Source organism: Pantoea sp. BAV 3049, from assembly GCF_009765445.1.
Classification (GTDB): Bacteria; Pseudomonadota; Gammaproteobacteria; order Enterobacterales; family Enterobacteriaceae; genus Erwinia.
Genome location: NZ_WHOY01000031.1, coordinates 4,669,362 through 4,672,191, shown reverse-complemented (window position 1 = coordinate 4,672,191; position 2,830 = coordinate 4,669,362). Strand labels below are relative to the sequence as shown.

The following is a 2,830-nucleotide window of genomic DNA, read 5'->3' as shown; positions in this document are numbered from 1 at the left end:
CGGTCCCAACCCCTGAAGTGGGACCACGGTCCCAACCCCTGAAGTGGGACCACGGTCCCAGCCCCTGAAGTGGGACCACGGTCCCCTTTTGTCTTTTGTTTACAAACTAACTGAAAGTACATTATTTAAAGTGTGCTGTTGGTATTTGCGTCCAATTGGTTGTATAACTTGGAGAAAGCATTTCGCGTTTCATCTGCCAATCCGGTGCCACACCGCGTCCCGCAAACCAGACGTTCCCCAGACCTGAGTGATTAATGCCATCCAGAACTTTCATCAACTGCTCGCTGTGTGCCCTGGGTTGGACGTCATCAAACAGATTCAGCTGGGCAACGCCGGATGGGGTAAAGTCGTTAAGCATGATGCCGGCTTTGGCATAACGATGGCCATCAATCCAGATGCGATCCAGCGACCGGACGGCGGCAGCGATAATATCGCGTGTATCACGGGTGGGTGCATGAAGCTTTTCGACAGCCACGTTGCCGTAGTACGGCTCGTTAACCGCGAAAGGTGATGTCTTCACAAACGCGGCAATATGCCGGCAGTACTGACGCTCTTCCCGCAGCTTTTCTGCGGCACGCTCTGCGTACTGGCAGACCGCCTGCCGCATGGCGTCATAGGTGGTGATGCGTTCACCGAAACTCCGGCTGCAGACTATCTGCTGTTTGGGCGCGGGTGCCTCCTCAAGCGGAATGCAGGATTCGCCGTTCAGTTCGCGGACGGTGCGCTCCAGCACCACGCTGAAATTTTTCCTGATAAGCGACGGGGTGCTTTGTGCAAGCTGCAGGGCTGTTTTTACCCCCATCGTGGCCAGTTTTTTCGACAGCCTGCGTCCGACACCCCAGACCTCTTCGACAGGCTGAAGTGAGAGCAACTTTTCCGTCCGTTTCCTGTTGCCCGGCGTCAGCGCCAGTACGCCCCGGAACTGTTTCCACTCTTTGCCCGCCCACTGAGCTGATTTTGCCAGCGTTTTGGTGGGTGCAAGGCCACACCCCACGGTCAGCCCCGTGCTGGAAAGAACGTGTGCACGCAGCCGGTGGCCAAAAGACTCAAAGTCTTCAACGGCACCAATTCCTGTCAGATCCAGGAACATCTCGTCAATTGAATACTGCTCGACGCGCGGCGTCATTTCCTCAAGCGAGGCCATCACTCTCTGGCTGAGGCTGTGATAAAGGGCGTAGTTCGAGCTGAACACATGCACTCTTTCCGGAAAGTCCTGCGATTTAATCTGAAACCACGGTACCCCCATTTTAATTCCAAGAATTTTTGCGGCGGCGCTGCGTGCGATCACGCAGCCATCATTGTTGCTCAGCACCACCACGGGTTTTCCACGAAGATCCGGCCGGAAGAGCGTTTCGCAGCTGGCATAAAAACTGTTGACGTCGGCCAGTCCGAACATCATTCGCGCCCCCGGGTTTTATGAATAAAGGACGTGACCACGCCGAAAATCTGCAGCTGTTCCGGATCGGGAAAGAGCGTCGGAAATGACGGGTTCATGGGCTGCAGGGCAGGGCGCGGGGTCAGCAGCAGGCGCTTGACGGTAAATTCGCCGTCAATTTCTGCAATCACGATATCGCCGTGCTGCGGCCGTTCCGATTTATCCACGATCATCAGATCGCCGCTGTACAGCCCGAAATCTGTCATGGACTGGCCAATGGCGCGCACAAAGAACGTGGCGGACGGTCGCTGAATGCAGTACTCATTCAGGTCAAGTTCGGCCTCAACGTAATCACCAGCCGGCGACGGAAACCCTGCCTGACAGCGATCGGCATACAGGGGCAGGCGCAATACCGGCGCTGATGCTGCAGGCTGGCAGGTCACCAGCTTCATGATGTTGCCTGCCATGTGGCGTCCTGCCGGATCAGTGGCAACATTCTGTTCAACGTTCTGCCGTCAGCAGGGAGCCCGGTATGCAACATGATTTACCTCTGCACTGTCATTAATACTGTATGTATAACCAGTATTATTGGGAATTAAAGCGCGTCTGGCAAGGGCCGGAAAAGCGGTTTCTGCCAACCCTCTGACGGATAATCAGAAATAACCGGAAATGTTGATGTTCAGATGGGTGAATTATGAACAAATCCATCAATCGCCGTCAGGGCAGGGGCTTTCGCCAGGTACCAGCAGGTTATCCACAGGGTAATCCCGCCCTGCGGTGGAAAGCCCGGTAAAGGGCTTAAACCCGAAAATGATGTCGCTGCGCTCCTCATTTATGCCGTTCTGCTGTGAGCGCCGTGCCGCTACTGTAGCCGGGCCGCTTCGAATGCAAGGGTTCGCCACGCCGGTGTCCTCGCCCGGTCGCAGTTTCTGTAAAAAGGCCTGACCGCCGTCTTCCCGTCGTTCTCCGGCTCAATTTTCGCCGTCAAACCGTCCAGCCTGCGTCTGCTTTTATCTGCGCTGCGGCTTGCGGTGGTGCCCTTGTCTGCTCCGCTTTTCGCCCAGCTGTCGTATCGGCACGGCGCAATCGGCGTCGCATTTGAGAAAGGAGAATGATTATGTCCCGTCTGATTTGGGGTGACTGTGTGCAGGTTATGGCTGGCTTCCCGGAGAAGGCTGTCGATCTCATACTGACCGACCCACCTTACCTCGTTGGCTTTCGCGACCGTACCGGGCGTACTCTCGCCGGCGACTGCACCGATGAATGGCTGCAACCCGCCTGTCATGAGATGTATCGCGTGCTGAAAAAAGACGCGCTGATGGTGAGCTTCTACGGCTGGAACCGCGTCGATCGCTTTATGGCCGCGTGGAAAAAAGCAGGATTCAGCGTTGTTGGCCATCTGGTGTTTACCAAAACCTACACGTCGAAAGCCGCTTACGTCGGCTACCGCCATGA

At 55.9% G+C, this 2,830-nt stretch carries 4 protein-coding genes; 1 reads left to right on the top strand and 3 read right to left on the bottom strand.

Annotation, left to right across the window (positions count from 1 at the left end):
* Window positions 1-121: 121 nt before the first annotated feature.
* The 3 genes from GSQ70_RS23195 to GSQ70_RS26160 all read right to left on the bottom strand — a co-directional run bounded on the left by GSQ70_RS23195 (window position 122) and on the right by GSQ70_RS26160 (window position 2,277).
* A complete protein-coding gene (locus GSQ70_RS23195; RefSeq protein ID WP_158785446.1) occupies window positions 122-1,396 on the bottom strand; it encodes a Y-family DNA polymerase in 1,275 nt (424 codons plus the stop codon).
* Window positions 1,396-1,827 carry a translesion error-prone DNA polymerase V autoproteolytic subunit gene (umuD, locus tag GSQ70_RS23190; protein WP_158785447.1) on the bottom strand — a complete coding sequence of 144 codons (432 nt, stop codon included), beginning with the start codon at window positions 1,825-1,827 and terminating at the stop codon, window positions 1,396-1,398. The genes GSQ70_RS23195 and umuD overlap by 1 nt, the downstream gene beginning before the upstream one ends.
* A 255-nt stretch (window positions 1,828-2,082) precedes the next feature.
* On the bottom strand, window positions 2,083-2,277 hold the full coding sequence (locus GSQ70_RS26160) for a hypothetical protein (protein WP_158784719.1): 195 nt from the start codon (window positions 2,275-2,277) through the stop codon (window positions 2,083-2,085).
* Between the two features lie 215 nt (window positions 2,278-2,492).
* On the opposite strand from GSQ70_RS26160, the gene GSQ70_RS23180 reads away from it, so the two are divergent.
* On the top strand, window positions 2,493-2,830 hold a 338-nt coding region (locus tag GSQ70_RS23180), incomplete at its 3' end, for a DNA methyltransferase (protein ID WP_255455432.1).

Coding starts and splice junctions, on each gene's coding strand:
- GSQ70_RS23195 (WP_158785446.1), bottom strand. CDS start 1,396: ATGTTCGGACTGGCCGACGTCAACAGTTTTTATGCCAGCTGCGAAACG.
- umuD (WP_158785447.1), bottom strand. CDS start 1,827: ATGAAGCTGGTGACCTGCCAGCCTGCAGCATCAGCGCCGGTATTGCGC.